Source organism: Psychrobacter sp. ANT_H56B, from assembly GCF_008369245.1.
Taxonomy (GTDB): Bacteria; Pseudomonadota; Gammaproteobacteria; order Pseudomonadales; family Moraxellaceae; genus Psychrobacter; species Psychrobacter cryohalolentis.
Genome location: NZ_VOBF01000007.1, coordinates 63492 through 89418 on the forward strand (window position 1 = coordinate 63492; position 25927 = coordinate 89418).

Genomic DNA, 25927 nt, shown 5'->3' on the forward strand with positions numbered 1-25927 from the left:
ATCAATTAGCGAATAATAAAATCCGCTTAAATACAATGAGCGGATTTTATTATTGCGGTGAGTAATTTTATTTATAAGGCTTTGTAGTATTCTATGTATTCTATGTATTCTATGTATTCTATGTATTCTATGTATTCTATGTATTCTATGTATTATCTGCCAAACAACCAAACGGTGGTATCTCATCATCAGGTTCATAAATAAAGCCAGACGATATTTTCATATCTATTTTTTTAGCTTGGGACAAGTGGGACGGCGTGACACTGCACGTGTTTACTGGGCCTTCAGCTGTCCCATTATTTTTATTGATTTGGGACGGTTGTGACACATTATCCCGTTGTTGCTTTATTTGTCCCAGCTGTCTCAGTGGCGGTTTAGGGCTTGGGACAGTGGTTATCGCTTGCTGTGCTTGGCCTATCCCTCCCGTCCCATCTGTCCCAGTAGATTCATCAGCTTCATAACTTAATATATATGCTTTGACCGCATATACAGGTTTACGGTCTTCAAAAATTGTATCTGGTGTCTTGTAATCTTTTCGGTCACCTTGATTGCGCCTTAATAATTTTGCATCATCGAGCACCTGTAAAACTTTTTTTACATTAAAAGGTGGACAGACTTCCGTCTCAAAAGCATTTTTTAAGAAATAGTAATCTCCTGTTTTGATATTACGATAACCTACGCGGTTAGATGTTTTATGACCTACGATATCTGCGCATCGATAACTATTACGCGGCTCGAAGCGACTACTGCCGTTTTGTTCAATAAATGCCTGAATATGCTTAATGATTTGGCGCTGCTCGTGTTCACCATTACGCCCATAGTTATCAAGCCAATTATCTAAGCAAGTCATAACGGCTGTGGTTGCTTGTCCTGCTTGCCAGCCAGTTATACCTGCCTGTGTTGCCATTTCACCAGCTGTTGCCACAATAGCGAACCGTTTAGCCACTCTATGCGCTTGCGGTGCTAGGTAGCTATACTTACTCATAAAGTCATTTACAAGCTGCTTGGCTGTTGCTGTGGTTGCTATTTTATCAGTAGTGATATGTTCTAACCATGCTATGCCAGCCACACCATAGTATCTATAATATAGCTCTTTGATTTTATCTGCTTGTGCTGCGCCTGTGTCTGCCAGCACCAAACTATCAAACGTCCTTAAGTCATTACCAGCCCCAGCATCAGCATCTATATGTGCTACTCGAACCTCAATACCTGCATTCGTTTTTTGTCCTGCTTGTGCCATGAAGTTCTGTAGCGACTCCTCACCATTAGACAAAAAGATAATGCGCCATGTTTTAGTGGTTCGGTTGTGTCCCGTAACAGTGCTACGCCCTTTACCAGTACCATTACCTAACATGTAAATAGTTCTGCCTACTGCTTTTGCATCGGAGTCGCTAATTTCATCGAGTGGTAAAAAACTGTCATTGCATTCACTTGCTGTGCCCTCTAAGGCGTTATCTGTACTGCGCCATGTCTTAACATACCTGTCAGGGTTGCCCCATACACTAGCAGCCACTTTAAGCGATAAGGACTTGCCCATAGTTGACGAGCCTACAATATGAAAACCGCCTCCGTCATCATCTAACAGTTCAAGTAATTGACCAGCAAACGCGCAAGCAATAGAGAAAACAAAACGGCTTTGATCTGCTAGTGGTTTGCATAATTCATCACGCCATTGGGCTAATGTGCCTTGCTGGGCTATGGTGCTGTTGATTGCATGGGCAGACTGATAGACAATTAACTGCTTACCATCGCCGCCTATTGCGCCATCAGGTAATATATACTGCCCGTCATGCCAGCCTAGCTTATCCACGCATAGCGCCCGTTTATGAATAGGATAGTCTTGAATATAAGTGTCTAAGTAATTGCGCTGTTTGCCATTGGTGGTAATGCTCAATCCTTGACTGGCTAGCTCTCTACGATACTCACGGGCATCACCTTGTAGCAGTGATAACGGCATTGTCCACGTATGTAGCACACCATCATCATCACGCCATTGTAATAACCGCCCCCATGTAGTGCTGCTCTCGTCTCTTGTTTTGGCGATTACCTCAATAGGGGAGCAAACAAACGCCTTAAACTTAAAGGTTATATTTGCTGGATCATCTAGGTTATATTTCACAAAATACAGCCCATCATGGTATAGCTCAAAACGGCCATCAGCATCAATCATAGGGGCGTTAAGCTGTGGCGCTTTGTCTTTGCGCCATTCGGGATAGTAGGAGGTGTCAGCAAGATCAATAATGTCTATCGCTTGCTCTTTGATGTACTCATAGCTCTCATGTGCTTGTAGCTTGGTAACGATATGAGCATCTGTAACTAACGCTTGCGCCTTGATACCTGCTAATGAGTTTAATAAACCCTTATCATCAAGCGTTATAGGTACAACAACATGTCGCGTACTACTCCAGTACTGTATGGTCTGCTTGAATATCTGCTTTTGCTTACTGTTGCTGGCGATCAGTGTCTTATCATGACCGATGGCCGCGATATAGGCATCAAGCATGTCAGTGATATTGTCAAAGGCAATAACCTCACTGTTTGCATCAGTGCTACCCATAACAATGGCACCGTAACCTGTCGGGTCAATAACAATAGGTTTGTCTTTACTGTTTGGTTTAAAGAATATCGCACCGACGGTTTGCCCTTGTTTATCAGTGATCGATAAGGCAATCGTGCCAGCGGTGGGTTCAGTTTTGCCAACCTCATCACCATGATATATAGTAGTATTGTCTGTAACGGATAGCAGCCGTCCAGGTTCTAGAATGTCATAGAGCTTGTTTAAAAAGGGATCGCCTGCCAGCTGTTCTTTTTTGGCCGGTTTATAGCCTTGCAAGATATTTTCAGTGCCCGTGTTCACACCACGGGCTTTTTCTTGGCTGTTGTTTTGTTTTGAGGTAGTCATAGCTTATACCTCGCTACTGTTAGTAGTGTTATGACTTTCTAACCATTGATTAATATCAGACAAACGCCATAAGCTGGCACGTCCAATTTTGACGCATTTTGGAAATTTACCTTCATTCATTAGATGGTAGATGTGCTTAATACTAAAGCCAGTGATGCCGCGTGTGGCAGCTTTGGCGGTGACGGTGCGCTTTTGACCTGACTTTGTAATGTAGGTCTTAGCGGTTCGCGCTGGCTGGTTGGCAAGGTCTGCCATTCTTAGATATTGATCGACTAAGGCCATAATAATTTACTCCATAGCGGTTAAAGGAATGGGCGGTAATGCCCTGCTATGAAGTGATATTAAGTGGTGGTAGTGGGGTTACTGCAAAGGGTAACCCTTTAAACAATGGGTGACGGTCATGGGTTACCCTTGGGGGTTACCGTCGCCTAAGTCCTTTATATTTAAATCTTTAATGACTTTTAATTTTTCGATATCCCCCTTCTGTTTGTTAATTTGAGGATTGGTTATTTTACTTAATCTACTGATCAATGCTCCGCCATGAACATCTTTATCTAAACCTATTTTTTCAGCAATTATATCAAATCGCTGAGAGTGGTCCGTTATGTGTCGGTTTTCTATCTCATTTAAGATATAACTTTTTTCCCATATCATCATGGCTAAATGAAGTTCTGGAGGATAGGTGTACGGGTTCATTTTCTGCCAATCATAGGACTGTAGTTCTTTATCAGTAACAGTGAAGTTCTCTAATGAACAATCTACCTTATTGTTTTTTTCGATGATATCTAATGCATTGTTAAGTTGAGTTTTTAAAGAAGTGATTTCATCTTGCTGCTTTCGAAATGAATTTCTTGCAAGTTCTAATCTAGCTTGTAATTCCTTCTCTACTTTGTGAGGTTGGTTATTGAAAAATATATCTAAATCAGCTTTAACAAATCTTAGATCTCTACTATGTACTTTCTCATTGTCTAATAAGAAGTATGTGAATGCCGTTGGATCGAATTTGTAAATAGATGGAAGTTCAAATATTTTGAAAGCTTCGTAAGAGAAGTCTTTACTTATACCTGCACTATTTCCAAAAGATTTAATTAGAGATTTTGATTGAAAGTATCCCTGTATATTGGCCGTTTTTACTTCGTTGCCTTGATTATTGTCATGCGAAAGTTTTTCGAGGGGGTTGAGTCGCCCTTGTCCGTCATAATAGATGACTACTCTTAATCTATTTTCCTTAACTAGATCACTGACTATCTCACTAACTTGCCAATAGTCACTTTCTACTATTAGATCAAAGTTAAACCCGTTTTCGTTAAAATACAGACTAACCTCTTCCAAACTTAAAAATTCTTTCTCAAGAACTAACATTTATAGCACCCTTACACCCTTAAATAAAATAGGAACAAGGCGCTGACAACATAAGGGTGCGGGTGCTGTCGTTCGGGTAATTAATCCTAGCCTTGCAATCGGTTATGACAGCGATTGACGCTATCAGGTTTGGCTTGCCAGCCGAATGCTGACGATAATAAGTAAAGCAGTGTTGTTAAATATTGTTGTTAAAGCTGCTCTGCAAGTTTGGTCAGTACCTCTTGCGATATACCTTGCGCTCTTAAGCTCTTTATCAAAATGTCTTTATCATGCAGCACTATATCAGTCACTTGCTTATTTCTATTACTCATTTCTTTGGATAATTCATCAGGTGTTAGAAGATCAAAACTAACCGCTTTGCCAGCACGTAAGTCATCAAGATGGTTTGCCCATTTATTCATCATCATTTGACGTTCTGCTAAATGAGCCGATAAATCATAACGCTTTTTTACACTAGATTGCTCAAGGTGCGCTAACTGTATCTCTATCAAGTTGTCATTAAATTGCAGCTCATATAGCCCCGTACTAGCCAGCTGTCTAAAGCCATGCCCTGTCATTTTAGGGTAGTGGTCACCCGTATAGCCCATGCGCTTTAATGCCTGATTGAACCAAGCTTCACTATAGGGCTTATTAGACTCGAAGTTATAGAAAACATAACCCGTCCGCTCAGTCAGTGGTCTCAAACTTTCAATAATTGCCATTGCTTGCGATGACAGCGGGATAATATGATCTTGACGCATTTTCATTTTATGAGCTGGCACGCGCCAAACGCTTTTATGGTAATCAATTTCTGACCATTCAAAAAACCTTAATTCTTTAGTTCTAACAAAGCATAGTGTCATCAGTTGCAAGCCTGCGACAGTCTGCTGATGACCGTTTGGATGGTTCTCTATATAGCTGTCGATATTACGTAGAAGCTCGGGAAATTGGTGCTGATCAACGGCTTTCATGCGTTCGGCTTTGTGTGGTCTTAGGGCCTTGTTACGTCCGCTGGCAATATTTACGATGTCATAGCCTAGCGTATTGATAGCATAGTCAAATATCGAGCTGATAAGTCCCATGGATTTATGCGCCGTTTCTGACGTATGTTTGCCTTGTTGCTCGAAGCTGATTTGAATAGCAAGTCCTGTCTTAATAATATCTTGTGCTGTGATCGCACCAATAGGATATTTACCTATGTGCTCTAAAATATGATTATCCAAAAACCCTTGGAGCTTTTGCACATTCTTCGATGTAGTTTTTGATTTCTCTGACATATAGCTTTCAGCTATGACTTTGAATAAATCTTTTTGTTCGTAGCTGTTTTTATGTCTGTTTTTATAGTCGTTAGGGTCGATACCGTCAGCAAGTAATAATTTTGCTTTATCGCGTTCGATACGAGCTTGCTTGAGTGTTACTTCAGGTTTGAATGATGCGTCAATTATCTGTTTAGATAATTTATAAGTACCAATATGATGAGTTTTTTGTTTGGGTTGAATATCTTTATCGGACTGATGGCGATAAGCCATGACCCAATAAAGTGAACCTTTAGGGTCATGAATTAAATAAAGACTGTCTCCATCACTATATCTTGTGCGTTTGGCAGGTGCTGACTGCTTGGCGATTGCCTTCACGCCATTGTCAGTTAGTAAATAGTTTTTACGCTCATTCATTATCACACCCGAAAGCCAGCTATAAAAAATGTTGTGTATGTACAACAGGATGTACAACATTCTATAGGTGCTAATAGGTAATGGCAAGTTATGTTGAAAGACGCAATACTTTGGTATATAAGGGTTTTAGAGGTTTGAGGTAATGCTAGGTAAGGGGGTAATACGATGATTGGTGCGCTCGGCGGGAATCGAACCCACGACCCTCGGCTTCGGAGACCAAAACAGAGGGCATTATAATTACAATACTTTACAATATTAACCGATTCTATCAACAGCATTTAATAAACTTTGGTAATCAAGGTGTGCATAACGAACAGTCGATTCGATATCTTGGTGTCCTAGCAAATCCTTAACAATATACAAACTAACCCCATCTTGAACAAGCCATGAAGCATATGTGTGTCGTAAATCATACATCGTGCAAGATAGACCTGCTCGACTTTTACAACGGGCAAAGGTTTTGGTAAATGTGGTGTAAGGCTTATTGGTGGTAGGATTGGTAAAAACATACTCACAATCTTGGGAACGACTGGAAAGAACGGCAAAAGCGGTACTGTTAAGGTATTTGTAAAGCGTCTTTTTGGACTTGCTGAAATAATTACGTACTACAAACTGATGCTTATCAAGATGAACATTAGACCACTTCAACGTGAGCAACTCTTTAGGCCTGCAACCTGTCATCGCTAATAAAACTATAAAATCATAAAGCGTGTGATTGTCTGTCTCCAATGCGGAGCACAACAACTTTTCATAATCGGTACGGCTCAAATAATTGGGAATATAATCTTTTTCGACAAACTTAACACGCTCGAAGGGATTATTGAGACTTATTTCATAGTCACAATTCACAAGATTAATGGCTGCACGGGCAAAACTGACTTCACGATTAATGGTGGCATTGGAGACTCTGACACGTCGAAACTGAGCATATTCTTTTATGTGATGTTTACGAATATCGGCTAACAGATGGGTATCGAAAAACGAAAGATTGTCGGAACGGTACTGATATTTGTTATCGGTAAGATGGTAATGCTGATAATACTCAATAACGTGTGAAAGCTTGGTAAACATGATAAAACCCTAAGAAATGAATAAGGTTCTAGAGTATTGAGAAATCAACTAATGCCTAACGCTTGCCCTTGGCGAATAGATGCCAAGTGCGCTACGGCTACGCAAGCAAACTATGACATACGATAGACAAAAGAAGTAACTGGGGAAAAAGAAGATGCGTTATGTGTTCGCATTGGGAGCAATAGAACCGTTAGACGGGATTTTTGGCAATAATCCCTTTTCGTTTAAATACAACTGACAATGATCGTAAGAAATATGGGACAACAACGCACCGTCTTTATTATAAACAGCACAACGACTACCGAAACCGACAACAGAGTTAGGCACTAGGTTTATATCGGCGATATAAGACCCATCAAGGGGATTAAAAACACCAACAGGCACAGAAGGCGGAGGCGAGGCAACAGGCGGTAGAGAATTAGCAGGAACAGGCACAGGAGCAACAGACGGTGAAGCGTCAGCAGGTGATAAGGGATTGTCAACAGTAGCAACAGCAGCGGTAACAGGTGTAGCACCTTTACCACCTAACAATTCAGAATCTTTAGCACCCATCAAACCATAAACAAAGATAGAACCAGCAGCCAACGTAAGAACGCCAAAGCCCATCAACTGCTTATAAGGGATACGTTTTTCGTGGGTGTTAATCGTGGTCGACTTATAGAGCTTAAAAAGGCGATCAGGTGGGGAAAAATAAAACTTATTCTCACAATTAAACTTGTTCGCCATTGTGTTTGGGTAAGCACGAACAGAACCAAATTGATAAACCTTGGTTTTCAATCCATAAGGAACAGTCAAATGAAAATGAACACCAATAAGAACGGATACGGTAGGGTGTAAAAGGCTTGGGTACTGGGTAATGAAATAAAAATCAAAACCACGGTGACGATGAATCGTTAAATCCTTAATGATAGGATCATTTTTGTCTTTAATATTTTCATAAGGCTCAACATTCTGAACCTCATCAATAACAATAATAGAGCCATCGGGACAAGTGCGCCAATCGTATTCCATAGATCTAACGTAGTCTATTTTTAACGAACGAATATTGGTGTAAATGGTACGAACAGGTAATAAATACTTAAAATCTTTTGCGCCTTCACGTTCGTGAATACGTTCACAAATCTCATTAAAACGAGTAGAGCGCATGAAATAATCATCAGGACGAAGATCATCAAATTCTTGATTGAACATATCAAAATAATCATCGGGCAACACTTCAATCTCATTGCGGAGCAAGTGACCAGTACCAACTTCATATTCGTAATAACCAAAATCGGAACGCCATGTTTCCATAAAAGACTGGTTTGACTGATAATAATCCTTGTTTTTGACAAGGTTTACTTTATTGTCACGCTCGACTTTATCGAGTTTAGACACCACAAAGACGGTTTTCTTTGCACCTGGTGTACCAGTAGCTAAATATAACATGATGATTCCTTATAATATGATCGCCACTAAATGCTCGTCGTCGTCGCCTCCTCCTCGCATGTGTCGTGGCTATTTTTTACGCAAGGCTAAATTACCTGAACTTAACGTAAACTTAGTAACGTAAGCACCAAAAATAAGACTGAAAAATATGTCAAATCCGGCAATATGGGCAAGAGATAAAATATCAAAAGGAACGGTGTTTAAATTACTTTTAAAGACATTAAGCATTTGACCAAAAATAATCATACTTACGCCACTAGTAGCAAGCGTCAGACCAGCACCCGTTAATAAATCCTTTAAAAAACCTTTGTTAACTGACTTCAACAAACTACCAAGATTAAGCATCTTTACGACCTCCAACAATGGCAACAGCCATAAACGAACCTAAAAGAATCAAGGTAGGCTTAACAAATGTACTGAGCAACGGGCAAAGCTTGCTAAAGGGCATAAGAACAAAATTAAAATTAGTACCGTAAAGATTGAAATCAGCACCTAAATCAGAAGGGCAAGAGCCACCAAAGGAAATATCGGTATCAGGTTCGGGCAATGGAACTTCGGGAATATCAATCTTATTATCTTCGGGTTTATTACCTTCAGGTTCACCCTTGAACCAATCAGCAAGAGAAGTAATTGAAGAAAGAATACCAGCAAGCATAGCTTTCAAGGCATTAATAGCAGCAATGATAGAACTAGGATCAAAAGGGACAGCAGGGTCTTTAGGGGGATTTTCGGGGTCGGTAGGATTTTCGACACCAGTATCAGGTACGGCAGCAGCATCGAGCGCGGCATCATGTTCGCCAGCAGCAAAACCCTCAAGAGCTGTGGCTTTTACGGCTTCTTGACTTTCAGCATGGCCGGCAGCAGCATTGGCAATGACTTTTGCAGCAACAGTGTCAATAGGAATATTATAAGGAGCAGGACTAGACGGTGCAATATAATCAGGAGCAGTAACACTACAACCACCGCCACCTTGAATATCTAAATTATACGGACTGCCGTCAGTACGTTTCATTTGACACTGATAACCACTAAAAACCTTAGAATAAGTAAGACCCATTTTTGCAGCAGTGGCCTTACAAAGTGATTCTTTATTAGCATATTTAGGCAAATCAGGCAGAATAAAGTAACCATTTTTTGAGCAAGTCACATCTTGACCACCAGCACCAGCAGCAGGAGTAACACGAACGCTATTATTGGCAGGGTCAAGAATCCAATCAATAGCACCATCACCCAACTCAATCATAGCAAAAGCAAGAGCAGCAGCACCGCCACCCTTTAATAAATGCTTACCAACCTTAGAGGCGCTAGCAGCAACAGTAACAGCAGAACGCATACCAGTAGCGCCAGCACCTTTTACAGCATTAATCGTATTATTAGCACCAGCGGTTATAGTATCAAGGGCAGACCAACCACCAACGGAAGTAGTAGCAAGTGCAGAGGTACTGGAGAAGATAAGAGCAAAAGATAATAAAAAGGCTAATAACCGTCTATAAATCATGATAGTAACCTTTTTATTATGTTCTAACGGAATGTACGAATAAGGACATGGAGAGCGTAAAAGATTAAAGCTATGGGTATCCAATAAAGGACAGAAGATTCAGGCATGACAAACCCCTAAAAAAGGTAGAGCCACGAGCAGAACCCGTGACCCCGTTAAAATATTAGGCTGAATTGGCACCGCGTTTCATGTAACGATAACCAGCAAATAATGCTAGGACAGTTGCACCAATACCGAACAGAGTCAAAATAATAGCTTTTGAAGCAGTAACTTCACTGGTAAGACCAGCGCCAATGGTATCAATACCTTCAGCCATAGCAAACGCAGGAGCAAAAGCCATCAAACCAAGAAGAATAGCTTTGTCAAAATTGCTGTATTTCTTAACTTCCTGAACTGCTACTTCATTTTTGTCAGACATAAGTAATTCCTTAAAGTGATTTAAGAGCTTTTGCGACCATGACAAAAGCCAAAATAAGGGCAAGAACGCCCGATATAGAGCCACCGATCAACACCATATCCGCTTTAGTAATCGCTAACTGGTCAACTAAAGAGGACGGCTGATAAACAACCCATTCGATGCACGATTGGGACAACTCATCGAGAGCATTGCAAACGTACATAGAAATTCCTTAAAAATTATTTGTTGGCTGTAACAGGCTTAATATCGATTAAAACGAGCTTAGAGCCTTGACCTGCTACAATATTTTCCCAAGTGATTTCGGCATCAAAAGGCTTTTTAATACCCGTAGAGCGTACAAAATCATGGTAGTTATCAGACAAGCCCCAATTATAGGAAACGGTCACAGAGCCAAAACCTTCTGCATCTGATGCCATATCTGTCTCGACATATACTTTGGTAGAATCATAAGGGCGACCTTCAAATTCACCTTTACTAGGCTTCATTGCGGTAACACGGGACAAAGATTTAAATTGCATATAAATGCTCCTTTAATACGTTTTCGTATGGTGAATGGGTAAGGTGCGTATTGGTAACTTTGGGAAAAGAACACCAGTGCATCGGTCTAAAAATAACTTTCTCGAATAACTTTAAACGCTTGGGGTAGTAATCGGTCTTTTCGGTAACTAACATTTCTAGTATTTCACTGTCATCTTTGAAGATGTCGCGGAATACTTTCATGTAACGCCCAAACTGATGCTTGACAACGGTTACAGACTTTTGAAAACTAATACTCATATCTTTTTTAATGGTGGCAATACGGGTAGGACAAAAATTCTCATTAACACCAGCAAGCTGGGCAATTTCAGCCATATAGGGATAAGTGCCTGCAAAATACTCACTAGGGTGCAAAAGAACATCAAGCGGTATGATGCGAGACTTATTACCAAGCTCAACTTCATGACGAAACCACGGTGATTCGGGATCACCTAACTGTTTACCTTTTTCATAACCACGGTACAACTTACCGTTAGCACGGCTACCGACTTGGAGCGTACGACCACGACCTTCATGACGTTTCCAATCACCTAAGTGCTGGACTTGCGGTAACTTATTGGTAAGGGCAAAACCGCCATTCGTGTCAGCGTCATCGGCTAATTCGGAACTGCTATAAATACCTTCAATATCATCATGGGCAAGGTCACAACGAGAGATACGAGGATCAATAGCGTTAGAACTTAACCACTGGAACAAACCGTATTCCCACCACGTTTCAGCAACGTGCGTACCTTCACCATAAATCATGACCAAAATACTAGGATTATCAGCATTAAAATTGTGAATACCGATTAAGCCCAACGGCGCTACTGTGTCTCCAATGCGGAAGGTGTAGTGATAACGGTTACGGCTTGTATTTGTGTCATGAATATCGGCAAAATCTTCACCCATTATTAGCCTAAGTACATTTCCAATATGGTAGGCGGTCTGGGTAGCTAACTTGCGTTTTTGATCAGGACATAAATCAGGGTTAATCATGTTTTGGTGTAAATGGGTGTCAAACGTATCAGGGTGAACAACTAGGTTAAGGGCATCAATTACGGCTATTTCACCGTTAACGGGTACACGGGTGCAAACTTCTTGGGGCTTACCATTTTTATCAACAACAACAGAGCTGTACTGCTGAGAGATTTGGCGAATACCGTCTAAAAGCGTAGTTTCGTTCATTTGCATAATCCGTTACCCCCGTGTTACTAATGGGGGGTTTCGTTCCCCCGAAAATTTTCGTTCTATCTGTGTTTGGTGAAAGCTTGGCGCATGTGGTTGTTTTCTTCTTGTACTAGGTTTAAGTAAAGCGCTATGGTATTAATGGTTGGTTTGTCAAAAGATTTTTGTTTGCTGATGTTTATTAATTCGATTAAGGCTATTTCTTCTGCTTCTGCTATATTTCCGTCAGAGATAAGGACACAAGCAGATTCATTAAGAGATAAAGCGACAAAGACAACAGCTTCTTGCTGGAACTGCTTATCTGTTTCATAGAATTTGTGTGTCATTGGGCAACCTCGAAGGCAATAAAAAGCTACTGAAAACATAAGAAAGGCTGTAAATAAAATGCCTAAGATAAAATTAATCATGGAACTGCATCGATGTAAGGACGCTTTTTATACTTGGGACGTAATAGATATAAAACTAAATACTGAACTGAACTAAAAACTATATATCCAAAAAGCATGATGGCGAACAACAAACCAATAAGAGCAAATTGAACATCATGCAGGGCATGAAGAAGATCGTCGGAAACTAAGAGATTCATGTCTAAAAAAGGCGTGTAATTCATAAATCACCATAAGGAAAAATCATGGAAATATTAATTGCAATAGTAATAATGGTAGTCATTGTTTTATTCGTTCTTAATGCAATGAAAGGCGATAAATCAAAGAAAGAAAAACAAACAACAAAATCCACCAAAACAGAAATTAAAAGTAGTCATTTAATGACGGCTCACGAGAAAACGATGTTTGGTGAGTTGAAGCAGTCAGTTCCTGAATGTCACATATTTGTTCAAGTAGCTTTAGGTGCGATACTTTGGACAAGTAGCTATGCAACTAGGAATAAATTTAGTCAGAAGATTGCTGACTTTGTTATTACTGACCAAAACTTCAAAATACTTGCAGTCATCGAATTGGACGATAAGAGTCATAATGGTAAAGAAGCTAAAGATGCAGAACGAGATGAAATGTTGAGAGAAGCAGGATACAAGGTATTGCGATATCCAGTGATGCCACCCAAAAATCAGTTACGTTCTGACATACTTTCTTAGTTTTAATGGTGTAGAATTAAATTAAAGAAAATACAACTAAACTTGAGTAATTCCAATAATATTGGAATTACTCCTATTAAGCAAGCATAGGAAAATACCATGAAACTAGAAATGCTCATAGCAAGAGCTAAATTTTATGAAAAAACACAGAAGGCAATAGCTAAAAAATTAGCCATATCTGAAACTAAATTTAGCGACTGGAAAAAAGGAAAGACAAAACCAACACCATTTGAAATATTCCAAATAGCAGAGATGGCAAGGCTTGAGCCTGAGATGACGTTTTATGAAGTGATGGCTGAGATAGACAAAGAGAATGAAAAATATTGGTGCGCTCGGCGGGAATCGAACCCACGACCCTCGGCTTCGGAGACCGATACTCTATCCAACTGAGCTACGAGCGCAAAAGTGCCTAGAAATAAAGACCGCTTAGTCTAACAAATAAAAGTCATAAAGCCAATGAATGAAGCCAGCTATTGAGGTTTTTTAAGAAAAAACAGCATAGTCCGCAAACAGGCATGGCAATCTACCCGTCTTTTCCCTTATAATGTCAGGGAGAATCCATATTTATAATCACCGATTACAAGTGCGCTCGCATGCGGGATGGCTGTTTGCTATTGACAACGGTTTGTTGTCAAAGGAGGACAGACAGAATGTCTAAGTCATGATGACCCTTGTATACGTAATAAGAGAACGTGACGAATGAGAAAAGTAGTTATGTTATCGGCAGCTGCCATTCTAGGAATCGCTAGTATCGCTGTGAGCCAAGCTGAAAGTGCTATAGATACACCCGTTACTATATCTGCTGTTGCAGAAGGCAAAGAGGTTGTCGAAAATGCCCCTCAAAAGCTAGGTGATGAGCCTCAAGCGGCGGCTGACACCACGGATGGCGCTGCTTCTGCTGATGCAACTGCACAAGCAGACGCGACAGCAACAGATGCACCAGCCGAGGCAACTGCGGCAGCCGCACCAGCTGCTGTCGAAGAGCCAATTCCACAAGATACGCCGCAAGTAAAAAAGCTGATTGCGTTATACCCAAACCTGATTGCTCGTATTCAGCCTGTTGCCAAAATATGTTTTGAAGAAGATGAAGTTTGTGACGTGACGGCTCGTTCTGCTGGTCCAGCTGCAGGCGATGGTCCTCGTGATGGTAAAGCAGTCTATAACGCAGTATGCCAAACTTGTCATGCGTCAGGACTGCTCGGCTCTCCTAAGTTAGGTGATGCGGGTGCTTGGGGACCTCGTATAGCAAAAGGTAAAGATACCCTATATACCCATGCTATCAATGGTTTCAATGCTATGCCTGCCAAAGGCGGCGCAGATATCCCTGATGAAGAAGTGCAAAATGCCGTTGATTATATGGTTGGTGAAGCCAGCTAGTTTTTATTGCTAAGGTGCTTTAATATCGCACTTCAAAAGGCAATAAATAAAAAGCACCTATCTCATAGTGAGGTAGGTGCTTTTTTATGTATGATTGATAGGACTCATGTCGTCGTTATGATATTCCACCGTTGAAATAGCTTCCCTTCAGCCTCACATTAATACACGACAGCAACGATTATAAGAATTGGCATGCTGATACAGCATTTTTTAGATTAATCATTCATAAAGAGGTATTCATGTCTGAAGTACCAGCACTATCGATTCAGAATTTATCCAAAACTTATAGCAACGGATTTTCGGCATTAAAAGATGTCAGTCTTACGGTTCCGCAAGGGGGATTTTTTGCGTTACTGGGACCAAATGGTGCTGGTAAGTCAACGATGATTGGTATCATCAGCTCGCTCTTTAAGCCAACAGCGGGTAGTGTCCATATCTTTGGTACGGACTTGTTATCTGATCCCTCAAAAGCCAAGCAATTTTTGGGCGTAGTACCGCAAGAGTTTAACTTTAATCAGTTTGAAAAAGTTGAAGACATTCTTATTACTCAAGCAGGCTATTTTGGCATTGCAGCAAAAGAAGCAAAACCGCGTGCAGAGAAGTTGCTCAAAGCGTTGGGACTTTGGGACAAACGTGACAGTAAATCGCGTGAGCTCTCAGGTGGTATGAAGCGTCGATTGATGATTGCACGGGCGCTCATACATAAGCCACGTCTATTGATATTAGATGAACCGACTGCTGGGGTTGATATTGAGCTACGCCGCTCAATGTGGGAGTTTATGGAACAGATTAATATTGAAGAAAACACCACCATTATTCTAACTACGCATTATCTTGAAGAAGCTGAGCAGCTGTGTAAGCGTATCGCGATTTTGGATCACGGTGAAATTCGTATCAATACTGAAATGAAAGACTTGCTTGCGCAGTTATCGGTTGAGACTTTTGTCTTTGATGTGGCGACTCCGTTAACACATCAAATAGTATTAGCTGGTGTGACGGATGTCGTGCAGCCGGATGATTTGACGATTGAGGTAACATTGACAGAAGGTGAGTCGTTAAATGGTGTCTTTACTCAATTGTCTGAGCAAGGTATTACGGTCGCGAGTATGCGTAATAAAGCCAATCGTTTAGAAGAGCTGTTTATGCGTCTGGTAGATAAAAGCCTACATGAGCCTTTAAGCTCTTAGCTCTTGAGCATTAGCTACCTTCGAAAGTTGGGCTTTATAACGAATTTTTATGAATAATAAGACCGTATTAATAAGTCTTCAGTTAACATATATATTAAATGGAACAATCAGATAGGCAAATCTGCTTGCACTAGAGACTATTTGCTCTAGCAAGCCTAGGCGCTTAGGAGAGATACCGCATGAACTTTGCACAACGCTGGATTGCATTTCGCACTATTTTGGTCAAAGAAGTGCGCCGGATTATACGTATTTGGCCGCAGACGTTATTGCCGCCAGTCATTACCATGAGTCTGTATTTTGTCATCTTTGGTAAGATGATTGGACCACGTGTGGGTGAAATGGGCGGTGTGCCGTATATGCAGTTTATCGTGCCTGGTTTGATTATGATGGCAATCATCACTAACAGCTATTCTAACGTGGTCTCAAGCTTTTTTAGTGCCAAATTCACCGCCAGTATCGAGGAGCTTTTGGTCTCGCCCGTATCAAAACATGCTATTTTGATGGGCTATATCAGCGGTGGTATTTTCCGCGGATTAGCGATTGGTATCATTGTCTCGATCGTGGCGCTGTTCTTTACTGATTTGGGTATTGAACATTTATTTGTGACCATATTTACTGTCCTTGGCACCTCTATTCTGTTTTCATTGGGCGGCTTTATTAATGCTGTATTTGCCCGCTCTTTTGATGATATCTCCATCATTCCCAGTTTTGTATTAACGCCGTTGACATATCTTGGCGGGGTGTTCTACTCGATGGAAAACTTATCACCATTTTGGCAAAATATCTCATTATTGAACCCAATCGTTTATATGGTCAACTCATTCCGATATGGGATTTTAGGCTATTCTGACGTCAATGTCTGGTATTCAATGGGCGCTATTTTTGCTTTTTGTGCGATATTTTATACCATTGCCTATCGACTATTAAGTGACGGCTCGCGCGTACGTTTGTAGGAAGAATAAGGTTTATATAAATCTTTCATTCCGTTCGAGCACTTGAACTGGTTAATAATCTTACTAAAACTTTAAATATTATTTAATTTCAATCATTACTATTAGGAAATACCAATGAGTATCCACGGTATCTTGGGTGAACAAACCACTGATTATCCAACTGAGTATAGTCCAGAGACGTTATATCCGATTGCTCGTAGTATGGGGCGAGAGGTCATTGGTTGGCAGGATGATAAGCTAGAGGTAGGTATCGATTGGTGGCAGGCATTTGAGCTGTCATGGTTAAATGAGCAAGGTATATCGCAGGTCGCGATAGCACGCTTTGGCATTCCGGCAAGCTCGTCATTTATTGTTGAATCAAAGTCATTGAAGCTTTATCTAAATAGTATCAACTTTACTGAATTTGGTAGTTGGGAAGCAGTACAAACGCTGATAGCGACAGATTTGTCGAAATGCGTACAAGCTGAAGTTAATGTTGAATTGTTTGATTTAGAGGATGAGCATTCAGGGCTATTGATCGCTCAGCCTGATGGCATTTGTATTGATGATGCACTAGCGGACAGTACTGAGAAAGTAGCATTAACGCTGCATCCTGATGCGTCATTATTAGAACATAATACAAGTGACGCTCACATAGCAGATGGTAAAGCTTTTAGCTTTTATTCTAATCTATTACGTAGTAATTGTCCGGTCACCAATCAGCCGGATTGGGGGACATTGGCAGTTTCGATAACCAGTAATAAGCCCATTAATAACGCAAATATGCTGCGTTATATATTAAGTTTCCGTCAGCATAATGGCTTTCATGAGCAGTGTGTTGAGCAGATATTTGCTGATTTGAGTCAATACTATAAGCCAAGTGAGCTCATGGTTCGTGCTTGGTATACACGCCGTGGCGGCATTGATATCAATCCTTGTCGTGTGAGCGATATTACATTATTGCCTGTGCCTAGCCGTTTGATTCGTCAGTAATAAAAGCATTGTGAATGGTTGTTAAATAAACCTCTAAGAATAAAAAGCGCCTATCTCATATAATGAGATAGGCGCTTTTTATGGTACTGATTTTATCATTGCACTATTTACCGCTGACTTTAGCTACTACTTCATCACGGCTAAGTAGTTGCTTTTCACTATCACGGCGATTAACGTATTCGTATTTATCTTCTGCCAAGTTACGGTCAGATACTACGATACGATGCGGAATACCAATCAGCTCAAGGTCAGCAAACTTCACGCCTGGGCGTTCATTACGGTCATCAAACAATACATTGATACCAAGAGCTTTTAGCTCCTCGTACAATGCTGTTGCTGTTTCCATAACGGTGTCTTCTTTTGATTTCATTGGCACGATAGCGACTTCAAAAGGTGCTAAAGAATCACTAACATCTGGTGTTGATGGCCACATAATGCCGTTTTCATCGTTGTTTTGCTCAATAGCAGCAGCGATAATACGGCTGACGCCAATACCGTAACAGCCCATCATCAAAGTGACCGGCTTGCCATCTTCACCTGATACCGTGCAGTTCATCGCTTGCGAGTATTTATCACCCAACTGGAAGATATGACCGACTTCGATACCGCGTTTGATCTGTAGCGTACCTTTACCGTCAGGAGAAGGGTCGCCTTCGTGTACATTGCGAATATCAACAATACGGGTGATATGCGCGTCACGCTCCCAATTCATACCCGTCGTGTGCTTGTTAATTTCATTGGCACCAGAGACAAAGTCGGACAATGCTGCTGCTGCACGATCTACAAAGACTGGCATATTAAGCTCAACGCCGATATAGCCTTTATGCAGACCAGCGGCTTTTAGCTCTTCTTCCGTTGCCATCGTTAAAGGGACATTGGCTTCTTCAATTTTTTCGGCTTTTATGGTGTTTAACGTATGGTCGCCGCGTAATACCACAGCGATAAGCTGCGGCTCACCTTCTGGCGTATGACCTTGCACAATCAATGTTTTGACAGTTGTAGCAAGCGGAACATTTAAATGCTCAGCAACGGCTTCACAGGTTGGCATATTGACGGTATCAATATTCTCGCGAGCCATCGTCGCAGGCTGGCGTTCTGCCGTACTCACAGATTCTGCAAGCTCAACGTTGGCAGCATATTCAGACGAATCAGAGAAAGCAATATCATCTTCGCCGCTGTCTGCTAGGACATGGAACTCGTGAGAGGCAAAGCCGCCGATCGAGCCGGTGTCGGCTTGTACCGCACGGAAATCAAGACCTAAGCGCGTGAATATGCGCGTATAAGCGTCATACATCTCATCATACGTCTTTGCCAGTGACGCTTGGTCAACGTGAAATGAATAGGCATCTTTCATAGTAAATTCGCGTGCGCGCATCACACCAAAGCGTGGACGAATCTCATCACGGAACTTATTTTGAATTTGAAAGAAAGTAATCGGTAATTGCTTATAACTGCGCAGCTCGCCTTGGGCGAGATTGGTAATGACTTCTTCGTGAGTCGGTCCCAATACAAAATCGCGGTCATGACGGTCTTTAAAGCGTAGTAGCTCAGGACCATAGTCGTTAAAACGTCCGGTCAGCTGCCAAAGCTCAGCAGGCTGAGTCATCGGCATAAGCACTTCTTGAGCGCCGATATTTTGCATCTCTTCGCGAACGATACGCTCGACTTTTTGCAATACGCGCAAACCCATTGGCAACCAGATATATAATCCAGAAGCGATTTTGCGAATCAGACCGGCTCTAACCATTAATTGGCTTGAAGCGATATCTGCATCACTGGGTGTTTCTTTTAGCGTGGCAAATAAAAATTGACTGGCTTTCATAAATAAAGCGGAACCTTATCGACGATAAAATAAATAAGAAATAGTAGGATGTTGAGCGTGTGGTTTGATAGCCGACGCAAGATTACCTGTTATTACTTGGTAATAGTGTAGGACATGCCCTAGCTAGAAAGTACTACAACAGACAGTACGCTAGTAAGCAGTGCGTTCGTAAACAGCATCTAAAAAAGGATATAACATATTATTTTGTATAAAAATATCAGACTTCATCGAGCACTGTCTTTAGCATAAAGCTCGAAAAATACCTGTATACCGATATTTTAAACATACAACCTGACTATGTTAGGTAAAGTTAGCCTAAGACGCAATGACTTTTTGTTTTTTCAGAGCGAAGGTTGCTTAAAGGGTTGAATCAGACAGCTATAACTCGATTATTTACCAGTTCTAAATGTATTTATAGCAAATGAATAAGTGGTTTTTTGAAAAGGGCATTATTGGTAATTATGTAGAGTATTGGTAGTCATTACTTGAAGTTGCTGCTTAAAAACAGCATTTATTATTTAGTACGTGATTTTTTGTGTAGTTCTAATAATAGGTATAGTGAATTCAGCATTAAAACAATATAGCGGGACTAAAATGAATTTTACGCAGCCTCTGTCAGCGTAGGCATAGCATGCCAGAAAAGTTTACAGCAGTTCCGCGTTGGAATATAACGTATCTGTTCTATTTGGAATAGACTATAGTTATAAAAATAATCGATAAAATTATGATAAAACCATAAAGGTGTTTATATGAACAGTTCTGATAATCGAAATCCTCTTGATACGACTGATTCAAAAGCGAAAAAATCTATCGCTATGATGTCGTGGATCGTATTGCTTGCTGGTCTCTCAGCCATCGTTTTCGCTATCTATACTGTGCAGAATATTACCAAAGAAGAGCCCATAGAAACCATCACTCGTGAGGGTGTGGTGACACAAATTCAGAACTTGAATCGTTTGGAGACGGTGGCATTCAGCGTTGATACGGTGATTACTAGTCAGCGTTCAGGCAGTTGGATGAAGCTATGGCAAGACGAGCAAAAGGCGCTATTTATTGCTCGTGGTCGCGTAGAAGCAGGCATTGACTTGAGCGCACTGACACCTGAGATGGTACAAGTGATACAGCCTACCGAGTCGGAAATAAATAATGCTGAAAACGCTGATCTTAATGCCTCCGTTTCTATTATGCCAAAAATTAATATTACGCTGCCGTCATCAGAGATATTTTCAGTCTATCTAGATGACATCGAGATTTACGATTGGCAAACCGGTGCTTTTGGGATGATGCAAGTCGATCCAAAAATTCTAAAACAAGCACAAAGTATGGCAAAAGCCGAGGTGCTTGAACGTGCTTGCCGCGGTGATGTCATGACAATGGCGTTAAATAACGCGCAAACGCAATTGCAGCAGTTATTTGCATTAACTGGCGCAGTAGTGACGGTCACCACGCAAGGCGCTGGTTCATGTCAGTTGCCTTCAGTCGCTTCAGCATCGACAACTGCTACGGTTAACAAATAATTAAACCCATTCTCAGCAGATAATGGTTGTATAGTCAGCGAAAAGTAATATCGATACATCAAGTACTGCTGATATTAATTTTTCTTGCTTGCTGTGCCTACGCAGACAGAGGCTGCAAAAAATTTATACCAGCAGCACTGTAGCGTTTTTGAGATATTCTAACTATAGATACTACTCTTTTTTAAACTCAGCAATCGCTAATTGGCGTGCCAGTTTATGCTCAACGATTGACACAGGATAATCAATGTCTGTAAAGGTACCGTTTTTACTCAGTGCCTTGCGCATTTTATCCTCGCTATGCAAGATGCTGGTAGGAATCGATTTTAATTCAGGCAGCCAAGTCTTAATGAATATTCCTTCAGCATCATGGCTTTTAGCTTGGCTAAAGGGATTCATAATACGAAAATAGGGCGCAGAATCTGTACCTGTTGATGCGCTCCACTGCCAGCCACCATTATTTGATGCAAAGTCACCGTCTATCAGCTGCTGCATAAAGTAACGCTCACCCCAGCGCCAATCAATCAATAAATCTTTGGTCAAAAACATCGCGGTAACCATGCGCAAACGATTGTGCATATAGCCTGTCGCATTAAGGCAGCGCATCGCTGCATCGACTAATGGCACACCCGTTTTGCCCTCACGCCATGCTGCAAAAGCATCTTCATCATATGACCAGTTGATTTTCTTATCAGTCTCATTTTTATAAGCCTGATGGCGGATAAGCTCAGGCTTATAATCTAAAACATGGCGATAAAAATCTCGCCAAGCCAGCTCGCTTATCCAGCGGTTGATGTCATTATTGTCACCGCTGTCAAAGTTGTCACCATCATTTCCATGTAATTCCCCTAATGCCTGAGTAGCTTGTAAATAACACACTCTAGGACTGATTGTTCCAATAGTAAGGTAAGCGGATAGCTGACTGGTCGCCTGTAAGCTTGGCACATCGCGGCTCACATCATAGTTATTGATATCATCCGCGATAAAGTGCTCTAATCGATGACAAGCAGCAACTTCGCCAGCAGGATAGGCAAGGCGAGCTTGGCTAATTTGCTTGTCCGTATCTATATATTGATAGGATTCATGAGTTTGTAGATATTCTTGATAGTCGTGGACAGTTTTTTTGCACAATGCTTCTATATCTTGAGTAGTATTTGCGCTGATTTCTGATAATGTTAAATTAACTTGTCTATTACCTATGATGGCAAGTGCTGTATGAATTTGTATGTCACTCACCTCCAAAGTATGCCGCCATTTTTTATAAAATGGGGTAAACACTTGATACATGCTATCGTCATTGGTAGTGATACTTTTCGGTGGTAAGATACATTGGTCATGCCAGCGGATAAACTTAATATCAGTCTCGAGGAGCTTTTTGGTTAATTGCTCATCACGTGCAACCTCATTACCTTCGTACTCATGATTTGCCATCACGCAGCTGATATTATTTGTCTCACATAATGCGCTCAACGCAGCTATACAATCAGTAAAACTAGGGCAGATTTGCATGGTTAAAATGATGTTCAACTGATGCAGTTTTTGTGCGAGGATAGGGAGTGTTCGCGCGATATGATCAAGCTGTGTAAGCGACATATCATGTGCCTGCCACTGCTCAAGGGTAAGAAAAAATACCGCGCTGAGCTGAGCATTGTCTTCGTTTGCACGCTCACAAATGGTAGCCAAAGCAGTATTGTCATGAACGCGTAGATCACGGCGAAACCACATGAGGTAATGCAACTGATGACTATCCTCGACTTTGTTGTGTGAATTATTTTTTATCGCTACCGCCGTTTTAGACATTCATCTATTCCCATATTAATCAATCGCAATCATAAACAAAACTATGAATAAAAGTATGCTAGGATAAGTTTTTGGATGCAATTGATTTGCTCCTTTATTAACAAATCATCATATTCAGTCTTTCGCAAGGTCACCTCATGCACGTTAAGTTTTGTGGATTTACTCAACTTGATGATATTAAAGCTGCTGTTAAGCTCAATGCGGACGCCATTGGCTTGGTATTTTATCCGCCAAGTCCTCGTGCGGTTACAATCGAGCAGGCGCAAATATTGAGTGCGGCAGTACCGGCTTTTATCAGTGTGGTGGCTTTGGTCGTCAATATGCCTGAAGATGAGCTTATTGAACTGGCAAATCATGTCTCTTTTGATATTATCCAATTTCACGGCGATGAAACGCCCGAGCAGTGCCGTCAGCTGGCAAATCTCGTCAATAAACGTTGGATTAAAGCGTTGCGTGTCAATACTGAACAAGATACGCTTGAGAGTGTGAATATGCAAATTGACAGTTTTGCGGCAGCAGGCGCGAGCAGCATTTTACTAGATGCCTACCATCAGCATAAGTATGGCGGTACAGGCGCACGCTTTGACTGGAGTCTGATACCGAATGACAGCTCACTACCGATTATCCTAGCCGGTGGACTTGATGTCGATAATGTCGCTGCCACTTATGACTTACCAATTTATGCCGTTGATGTCAGCGGTGGGATTGAGTCTGATAAAGGCAAAAAAGACGTTGGAAAAATGCATGCCTTTATGAAATCAGTCAAACGCGACCGATGGCAAAACGAGACGCTTAGCGAACCTTCGAATATAAGTAGTTAGCTTTACTGCTGTCAAATTGCCAAAGCAAACTATGTAAACAGTTTTCCCTATAGTTTTTCCAAAAAACAGCTATCCTAAAAAATACCACTTATTACAGTAGGAATTACCATGAGTCATGTCGCTAACAAAGATGTATCTGCCACCGCACACGCTATTAACAGCTTTACCAATCCAGAAAGCGTGCAAGATTTTAACCAGTATCCTGATGCGCGAGGACATTTTGGCGTCCACGGCGGACGCTTTGTCTCTGAAACCTTGATGGCAGCGTTAGAAGAGTTAGAAACATTATATAACACAGTCAAAAAAGACCCTGCGTTTTGGGAAGAATATCACAATGATTTGGTCAACTATGTTGGACGCCCAACGCCTCTCTATCATGCCAAGCGTCTAAGTGATGAGATTGGCGGTGCGCAAATTTACTTTAAGCGTGAAGACTTAAACCATACTGGCGCGCATAAGGTCAATAATACTATTGGTCAAGCGCTCCTTGCCAAAATGAGTGGCAAAAAACGTATTATTGCAGAAACTGGAGCAGGGCAACATGGCGTTGCGACGGCGACGATTGCCGCGCGTTTGGGACTAGAGTGTATCGTTTATATGGGCGCGGACGATGTTGAACGTCAAAAGATGAACGTCTATCGTATGCGCTTACTTGGTGCGACAGTTGTGCCAGTAACCTCTGGCTCACGTACTCTTAAAGATGCGATGAATGAAGCCATGCGTGATTGGGTTACCAATGTGGATAGCACATATTATATTATTGGTACGGTTGCAGGTCCGCATCCTTATCCATTACTCGTACGCGACTTCCAAGCAATTATTGGTAAAGAAGCGCGTGTGCAACATCTGCAAATGACGGGTAAATTACCAGATGCGCTAGTCGCTTGTGTTGGCGGCGGCTCAAATGCCATTGGTCTATTCTTTGATTTCTTAAATGATACTGATGTCAAAATGTATGGCGTGGAAGCAACAGGCGATGGTATTGAAACGGGTCGCCATTCAGCACCATTAGCTGCTGGTCGTATTGGTGTATTACACGGTAACCGTACTTACTTGATGGCAGATGATGAAGGTCAAATCCAAGAAACCCATTCTATCTCGGCGGGACTTGATTATCCTGGTGTTGGTCCTGAGCATAGCTTCTTAAAAGATATGAAGCGTGTTGAATATGTTGGTTGTACCGATAAGGAGTCGTTAGAAGGTTTCCATGAAGTCACGCGTAAAGAAGGCATCATTCCGGCGCTTGAATCTGCTCATGCGGTCGCTTATGCACTGAAGCTGGCTAAAACGATGACTCCTGATCAAACTATTATCGTCAATATGTCTGGTCGTGGCGATAAAGATTTGCATTCGGTGATGAAGGCAGAAGGGATTGAGCTGTAATAGCTACTTTTTAGTAACAACTGGATTATCCCTTGGAAGAAAAATTACTGATTTGACCCGTTATTATTAAATAAAGGGTCAAATGAGCCAGTTTATAATAATTAAGAGACCACTATGACCCGAATTGAAAGCACCTTTGAAACCCTAAAAGCACAAAATAAAAAAGCACTCATCCCTTATGTGATGGCAGGCGATCCCAATCCAAACAACTTTGTTGGCTTGCTGCATGATTTAGTCAAGCATGGCGCAGATATGATTGAAGTGGGCTTACCATTTTCTGACCCAATGGCAGATGGTCCTACAGTAGCATTGGCAGGCGAGCGTGCATTAGCAGCAGGTACGAGCACTCGTGATGCGCTAAAAATGGTCAAAGAGTTCCGTCTGCAAGACACGCAGACGCCAATTATCCTGATGGGTTACCTCAATCCAGTAGAGATTATCGGTTATGATAACTTTGTTGCGCTATGCGAGCAGTCAGGCGTCGATGGTATTTTGATGGTTGATTTGCCGCCAGCAGAAGCGGGTAGCTTTACCCAGCATTTGACTGAGCACGCGATGAATGAGATTTTCTTATTATCACCAACTACGCTGGCTGAACGTCGTCAGCAAGTATTGACCCATTGCGGTGGTTATATCTACTACGTGTCTTTAAAAGGCGTGACGGGTTCAGCAACGCTAGATACTGACGATGTTGCAAGGCAAGTACAAGCCATTAAAGCAGAGACGGATTTGCCAGTATGTGTGGGCTTTGGTATTCGTGATGCAACTTCTGCCAAAGCAATTGGTGCTCATGCGGATGGTATTATCGTCGGTAGTGCATTGGTGCAGAACTTTGCTGATATCGATGCCAATGATATCACTGCAGTCGCTAATGCTCAGCAAAAAATTATGGCAAAAATGGATGAGTTACGCGGCGCACTCGATAGTTTATAAGCACCCGCTCAAACAGTTGGGCAAGTTATCGTCACAA

Annotated in this window: 24 protein-coding genes and 1 tRNA gene; 9 read left to right on the forward strand and 16 right to left on the reverse strand. The window is 41.4% G+C overall.

Features of this window, described 5'->3' with window-relative positions; all coding sequences use genetic code 11:
• Positions 1-145 precede the first annotated feature (145 nt).
• The 13 genes from FQ082_RS09280 to FQ082_RS09340 form a co-directional block, all read right to left on the reverse strand.
• On the reverse strand, positions 146-2902 hold the full coding sequence (locus FQ082_RS09280; protein ID WP_149492889.1) for a DUF927 domain-containing protein: 2757 nt from the start codon (positions 2900-2902) through the stop codon (positions 146-148).
• 3 nt (positions 2903-2905) lie between these two features.
• Positions 2906-3184, reverse strand: a complete 279-nt coding sequence (locus FQ082_RS09285; RefSeq protein ID WP_149492890.1) for a helix-turn-helix transcriptional regulator — start codon at positions 3182-3184, stop codon at positions 2906-2908.
• Between the two features lie 123 nt (positions 3185-3307).
• The gene (locus FQ082_RS09290) at positions 3308-4264 is read right to left on the reverse strand and encodes a hypothetical protein (protein ID WP_149492891.1); all 957 of its coding nucleotides are present in this window, start codon (positions 4262-4264) and stop codon (positions 3308-3310) included.
• 188 nt (positions 4265-4452) lie between these two features.
• A complete protein-coding gene (locus tag FQ082_RS09295) occupies positions 4453-5916 on the reverse strand; it encodes a tyrosine-type recombinase/integrase (RefSeq protein ID WP_188018938.1) in 1464 nt (487 codons plus the stop codon).
• Positions 5917-6171: 255 nt separating this feature from the next.
• On the reverse strand, positions 6172-6987 hold the full coding sequence (locus FQ082_RS09300) for a tyrosine-type recombinase/integrase (protein ID WP_149492893.1): 816 nt from the start codon (positions 6985-6987) through the stop codon (positions 6172-6174).
• A 159-nt stretch (positions 6988-7146) separates the two neighbouring features.
• Positions 7147-8415 (reverse strand): zonular occludens toxin domain-containing protein, encoded by a 1269-nt coding sequence (locus tag FQ082_RS09305; RefSeq protein WP_149492894.1) that lies wholly within the window; start codon positions 8413-8415, stop codon positions 7147-7149.
• Between the two features lie 69 nt (positions 8416-8484).
• Entirely contained in the window at positions 8485-8760 is a 276-nt protein-coding gene (locus FQ082_RS09310) for a DUF2523 family protein (RefSeq protein ID WP_149492895.1), read from the reverse strand.
• Positions 8753-9913, reverse strand: coding sequence for a virulence factor TspB C-terminal domain-related protein (locus FQ082_RS09315; protein WP_149492896.1), 1161 nt, complete (start codon positions 9911-9913; stop codon positions 8753-8755). Before FQ082_RS09315 ends, FQ082_RS09310 begins: the two co-directional genes overlap by 8 nt.
• A gap of 163 nt (positions 9914-10076) precedes the next feature.
• The gene (locus tag FQ082_RS09320; RefSeq protein ID WP_149492897.1) at positions 10077-10331 is read right to left on the reverse strand and encodes an HIG1 domain-containing protein; all 255 of its coding nucleotides are present in this window, start codon (positions 10329-10331) and stop codon (positions 10077-10079) included.
• A 10-nt stretch (positions 10332-10341) separates the two neighbouring features.
• A complete protein-coding gene (locus tag FQ082_RS09325; RefSeq protein ID WP_149492898.1) occupies positions 10342-10533 on the reverse strand; it encodes a hypothetical protein in 192 nt (63 codons plus the stop codon).
• Positions 10534-10549: 16 nt separating this feature from the next.
• Positions 10550-10849 (reverse strand): hypothetical protein, encoded by a 300-nt coding sequence (locus tag FQ082_RS09330; protein WP_149492899.1) that lies wholly within the window; start codon positions 10847-10849, stop codon positions 10550-10552.
• The gene (locus FQ082_RS09335; RefSeq protein WP_188018939.1) at positions 10839-12035 is read right to left on the reverse strand and encodes a replication initiation factor domain-containing protein; all 1197 of its coding nucleotides are present in this window, start codon (positions 12033-12035) and stop codon (positions 10839-10841) included. Before FQ082_RS09335 ends, FQ082_RS09330 begins: the two co-directional genes overlap by 11 nt.
• Positions 12036-12097: 62 nt before the next feature.
• Positions 12098-12442 carry a hypothetical protein gene (locus FQ082_RS09340; RefSeq protein ID WP_149492901.1) on the reverse strand — a complete coding sequence of 115 codons (345 nt, stop codon included), beginning with the start codon at positions 12440-12442 and terminating at the stop codon, positions 12098-12100.
• 224 nt (positions 12443-12666) lie between these two features.
• Between FQ082_RS09340 and FQ082_RS09345 the strand changes: the two genes are divergently transcribed.
• Positions 12667-13128 (forward strand): DUF2726 domain-containing protein, encoded by a 462-nt coding sequence (locus FQ082_RS09345; protein WP_149492902.1) that lies wholly within the window; start codon positions 12667-12669, stop codon positions 13126-13128.
• A gap of 324 nt (positions 13129-13452) precedes the next feature.
• On the opposite strand, the gene FQ082_RS09350 is transcribed toward FQ082_RS09345, so the two are convergent.
• Positions 13453-13529, reverse strand: a tRNA-Arg gene (locus FQ082_RS09350).
• A 298-nt stretch (positions 13530-13827) separates the two neighbouring features.
• On the opposite strand from FQ082_RS09350, the gene FQ082_RS09355 reads away from it, so the two are divergent.
• From FQ082_RS09355 to queF, 4 genes are all read left to right on the forward strand, one after another.
• A complete protein-coding gene (locus tag FQ082_RS09355) occupies positions 13828-14505 on the forward strand; it encodes a c-type cytochrome (RefSeq protein WP_149492903.1) in 678 nt (225 codons plus the stop codon).
• 239 nt (positions 14506-14744) lie between these two features.
• The gene (locus FQ082_RS09360; protein ID WP_149492904.1) at positions 14745-15692 is read left to right on the forward strand and encodes an ABC transporter ATP-binding protein; all 948 of its coding nucleotides are present in this window, start codon (positions 14745-14747) and stop codon (positions 15690-15692) included.
• Between the two features lie 179 nt (positions 15693-15871).
• Complete coding sequence (locus FQ082_RS09365; RefSeq protein ID WP_149492905.1) at positions 15872-16645, forward strand: ABC transporter permease; 774 nt, start codon at positions 15872-15874, stop codon at positions 16643-16645.
• A gap of 114 nt (positions 16646-16759) precedes the next feature.
• Entirely contained in the window at positions 16760-17617 is an 858-nt protein-coding gene (queF, locus tag FQ082_RS09370) for an NADPH-dependent 7-cyano-7-deazaguanine reductase QueF (RefSeq protein ID WP_149492906.1), read from the forward strand.
• A 103-nt stretch (positions 17618-17720) separates the two neighbouring features.
• On the opposite strand, the gene FQ082_RS09375 is transcribed toward queF, so the two are convergent.
• Entirely contained in the window at positions 17721-19439 is a 1719-nt protein-coding gene (locus FQ082_RS09375) for a proline--tRNA ligase (RefSeq protein WP_149492907.1), read from the reverse strand.
• 749 nt (positions 19440-20188) lie between these two features.
• On the opposite strand from FQ082_RS09375, the gene FQ082_RS09380 reads away from it, so the two are divergent.
• Positions 20189-20956 carry a DUF4230 domain-containing protein gene (locus tag FQ082_RS09380; protein WP_149492908.1) on the forward strand — a complete coding sequence of 256 codons (768 nt, stop codon included), beginning with the start codon at positions 20189-20191 and terminating at the stop codon, positions 20954-20956.
• Between the two features lie 171 nt (positions 20957-21127).
• Here the strand turns inward: FQ082_RS09380 and FQ082_RS09385 are convergent, their stop codons facing one another.
• The gene (locus FQ082_RS09385) at positions 21128-22753 is read right to left on the reverse strand and encodes a cryptochrome/photolyase family protein (RefSeq protein ID WP_149492909.1); all 1626 of its coding nucleotides are present in this window, start codon (positions 22751-22753) and stop codon (positions 21128-21130) included.
• A gap of 137 nt (positions 22754-22890) precedes the next feature.
• Here FQ082_RS09385 and FQ082_RS09390 point away from each other — a divergent pair, with 137 nt between their 5' ends.
• The 3 genes from FQ082_RS09390 (at position 22891) to trpA (ending at position 25890) form a co-directional block, all read left to right on the forward strand.
• Complete coding sequence (locus FQ082_RS09390) at positions 22891-23574, forward strand: phosphoribosylanthranilate isomerase (RefSeq protein ID WP_149492910.1); 684 nt, start codon at positions 22891-22893, stop codon at positions 23572-23574.
• A gap of 180 nt (positions 23575-23754) precedes the next feature.
• Entirely contained in the window at positions 23755-24957 is a 1203-nt protein-coding gene (gene trpB / locus FQ082_RS09395) for a tryptophan synthase subunit beta (RefSeq protein ID WP_188018944.1), read from the forward strand.
• Between the two features lie 114 nt (positions 24958-25071).
• On the forward strand, positions 25072-25890 hold the full coding sequence (trpA, locus tag FQ082_RS09400; protein WP_149492912.1) for a tryptophan synthase subunit alpha: 819 nt from the start codon (positions 25072-25074) through the stop codon (positions 25888-25890).
• Positions 25891-25927 lie beyond the last annotated feature (37 nt).

Excerpts from the sequence above, each read along its gene's own strand:
- FQ082_RS09280 (WP_149492889.1), bottom strand. The coding sequence starts at position 2,902 with ATGACTACCTCAAAACAAAACAACAGCCAAGAAAAAGCCCGTGGTGTG.
- FQ082_RS09325 (WP_149492898.1), bottom strand. The coding sequence starts at position 10,533 with ATGTACGTTTGCAATGCTCTCGATGAGTTGTCCCAATCGTGCATCGAA.
- FQ082_RS09290 (WP_149492891.1), bottom strand. The coding sequence starts at position 4,264 with ATGTTAGTTCTTGAGAAAGAATTTTTAAGTTTGGAAGAGGTTAGTCTG.
- FQ082_RS09365 (WP_149492905.1), top strand. The coding sequence starts at position 15,872 with ATGAACTTTGCACAACGCTGGATTGCATTTCGCACTATTTTGGTCAAA.
- FQ082_RS09375 (WP_149492907.1), bottom strand. The coding sequence starts at position 19,439 with ATGAAAGCCAGTCAATTTTTATTTGCCACGCTAAAAGAAACACCCAGT.
- FQ082_RS09340 (WP_149492901.1), bottom strand. The coding sequence starts at position 12,442 with ATGATTAATTTTATCTTAGGCATTTTATTTACAGCCTTTCTTATGTTT.
- FQ082_RS09345 (WP_149492902.1), top strand. The coding sequence starts at position 12,667 with ATGGAAATATTAATTGCAATAGTAATAATGGTAGTCATTGTTTTATTC.
- FQ082_RS09285 (WP_149492890.1), bottom strand. The coding sequence starts at position 3,184 with ATGGCCTTAGTCGATCAATATCTAAGAATGGCAGACCTTGCCAACCAG.
- FQ082_RS09390 (WP_149492910.1), top strand. The coding sequence starts at position 22,891 with ATGCACGTTAAGTTTTGTGGATTTACTCAACTTGATGATATTAAAGCT.
- FQ082_RS09310 (WP_149492895.1), bottom strand. The coding sequence starts at position 8,760 with ATGCTTAATCTTGGTAGTTTGTTGAAGTCAGTTAACAAAGGTTTTTTA.
- queF (WP_149492906.1), top strand. The coding sequence starts at position 16,760 with ATGAGTATCCACGGTATCTTGGGTGAACAAACCACTGATTATCCAACT.
- FQ082_RS09385 (WP_149492909.1), bottom strand. The coding sequence starts at position 22,753 with ATGTCTAAAACGGCGGTAGCGATAAAAAATAATTCACACAACAAAGTC.
- FQ082_RS09300 (WP_149492893.1), bottom strand. The coding sequence starts at position 6,987 with ATGTTTACCAAGCTTTCACACGTTATTGAGTATTATCAGCATTACCAT.
- FQ082_RS09360 (WP_149492904.1), top strand. The coding sequence starts at position 14,745 with ATGTCTGAAGTACCAGCACTATCGATTCAGAATTTATCCAAAACTTAT.
- trpA (WP_149492912.1), top strand. The coding sequence starts at position 25,072 with ATGACCCGAATTGAAAGCACCTTTGAAACCCTAAAAGCACAAAATAAA.
- FQ082_RS09295 (WP_188018938.1), bottom strand. The coding sequence starts at position 5,916 with ATGAATGAGCGTAAAAACTATTTACTAACTGACAATGGCGTGAAGGCA.
- FQ082_RS09320 (WP_149492897.1), bottom strand. The coding sequence starts at position 10,331 with ATGTCTGACAAAAATGAAGTAGCAGTTCAGGAAGTTAAGAAATACAGC.
- FQ082_RS09305 (WP_149492894.1), bottom strand. The coding sequence starts at position 8,415 with ATGTTATATTTAGCTACTGGTACACCAGGTGCAAAGAAAACCGTCTTT.
- FQ082_RS09380 (WP_149492908.1), top strand. The coding sequence starts at position 20,189 with ATGAACAGTTCTGATAATCGAAATCCTCTTGATACGACTGATTCAAAA.
- FQ082_RS09330 (WP_149492899.1), bottom strand. The coding sequence starts at position 10,849 with ATGCAATTTAAATCTTTGTCCCGTGTTACCGCAATGAAGCCTAGTAAA.
- FQ082_RS09335 (WP_188018939.1), bottom strand. The coding sequence starts at position 12,035 with ATGAACGAAACTACGCTTTTAGACGGTATTCGCCAAATCTCTCAGCAG.
- FQ082_RS09315 (WP_149492896.1), bottom strand. The coding sequence starts at position 9,913 with ATGATTTATAGACGGTTATTAGCCTTTTTATTATCTTTTGCTCTTATC.
- FQ082_RS09355 (WP_149492903.1), top strand. The coding sequence starts at position 13,828 with ATGAGAAAAGTAGTTATGTTATCGGCAGCTGCCATTCTAGGAATCGCT.